This is a genomic window from Bariatricus sp. HCP28S3_A7, from assembly GCF_052066375.1.
Lineage (GTDB): Bacteria > Bacillota > Clostridia > Lachnospirales > Lachnospiraceae > Allocoprococcus.
Genome location: NZ_JBQHSG010000071.1, coordinates 1 through 1,715, shown reverse-complemented (window position 1 = coordinate 1,715; position 1,715 = coordinate 1). Strand labels below are relative to the sequence as shown.

The 1,715-nt window shown below is 36.0% G+C and carries 1 protein-coding gene; it reads right to left on the bottom strand.

The window, feature by feature from the left end; genetic code table 11:
• Positions 1-1,578: IS1634 family transposase (locus tag ACTNA4_RS15995; RefSeq protein ID WP_441031154.1), on the bottom strand; the 1,578-nt coding region annotated here is incomplete at its 3' end.
• Between the last annotated feature and the right edge of the window lie 137 nt (positions 1,579-1,715).

Sequence of the window (1,715 nt, the reverse complement as noted above, 5' to 3'; positions counted from 1 at the left end):
GACAAAATTTATTGTTTTCAAGGTATCTAACAGTTCTTCACAGGTATATTTTGATTCGAGCTTTTTCGTAAGAAAACGATAGATTATCAGTGCGAGAAAACAAATCAGAAAATGTGCCTTAATACGGTTTTCATCCTGTAGATAAACAGGTCTTGCCGAAAAATCCGTTTTCATAATTCGAAAACATTCTTCTATTTGCCATCTGCCTTCACTGACTTTTAAAACATCTCCAACTTCATCATCCAGAAGATCTGTGCATACAGCATAAAGTCCATCATATTGAGATTCTTCTGCAATCTTATTTTCGTCCAGGTAATGATGGATATCAGCGACTTCACCTTCTTTGGTAGAAGCTGTGGTTCCGATAAAACGGGCTGGATCGTTTGGGTTTTTACGATTCTTTTTTGTGTTTCCTGAATCTAACATTTTTTGTGCACGTTCCACTTGTTTATCGCGAAGCGTTTTCTGATAAATCGCATATTTAGGTGAGTATGTAATGATCAGGCGCTGGTGAAGTTTCTTTGTAGTATAGGGTTCATCTTTATAATAAAGGCCTTTATCATCTACAGGTAGTTTTGTGATATCAACGGGTGTATCATCCGAAACTCTTTTAAACCCTTGTGGATTCAAAGCCCATTCTTTTTCTTCTTTTTTCAGTTTCTTGATAGACTGGGTTACGATATAGGCTCTTTCTCCCATATGATTATAGGATCTGATATCTTCAGATCCCAGTCCGGCATCACTACAATAGATAAATTTCTGACAGCCAAACTCTCCAAGAACTTTCTTTTCCAATGGTTTTAGTGAGGTTTGTTCGTTTGCGTTTCCGGGGAAGAGTGAAAAAGCAAGTGGAATGCCATCCCCATCCATAAATAATCCCATTTGGATAATAGGATTTGGTCGGTGTTCTTTGCTTTTTCCGTATTTTTTGCTGCCATCTTCCTGTTCAATCTCAAAGTAATAATTCGAACAATCATAATAAAGGACTTTATCATTTCTGGATCCTAAAAAATGACTGTTTTTATAAACTTCTGATTGTATGAGATCACATTCATTCCCAAGAACGTCCAATGCACGATAAACATCATGGAGTTCATAAGAAGGCTTCTCTAAGAATTCTGACGCTGCTTTAAAAGAAGAGCGTTTGCTGGAAGGCTCCAGAATCCTGGCATAAACTAAATCGGAAAGGATTGCATTGATATCATATTTGAATTTATATTTTGATTTTAATTTGCGGCAAATTTTATCTATATGGAGTTGATAATAGATGGATTGTAAAAAAAGATAACCGCCGCGATAGAAAACTTGTTTCTCATAATCCAGTTGTCTGTCAGCATGAAAAGTAATCTGGATCGATTTGTTTTCCTGTTCTTGTTTGTACTTTAAGGTTTCAAGTCTGGCTTCTTCTTTAGCCCAAGCCATCACATCATCACGAGTTGGTCCATGTTCAGGTAAAAGATCTTTTAAAGTTCCCAATTTCCGAACAATAACAGAAGTGCTTACACCTTTATCGTTGATGTATCCTTTTGAGATATAAAAGGATTCAGCATTTTTTGATTTGGATGTAATAACTCTCATAGGAAATACCCCCTTTTCCACATTATACCATACATTGCAATAAAATACAATACAATAAAAGCAAAAAGTTGACACAAAAAAACAGGTTTTATGCGGCCTGCAAGTACTTTTCCTATTGTTTAACTGTCAAACTCCCG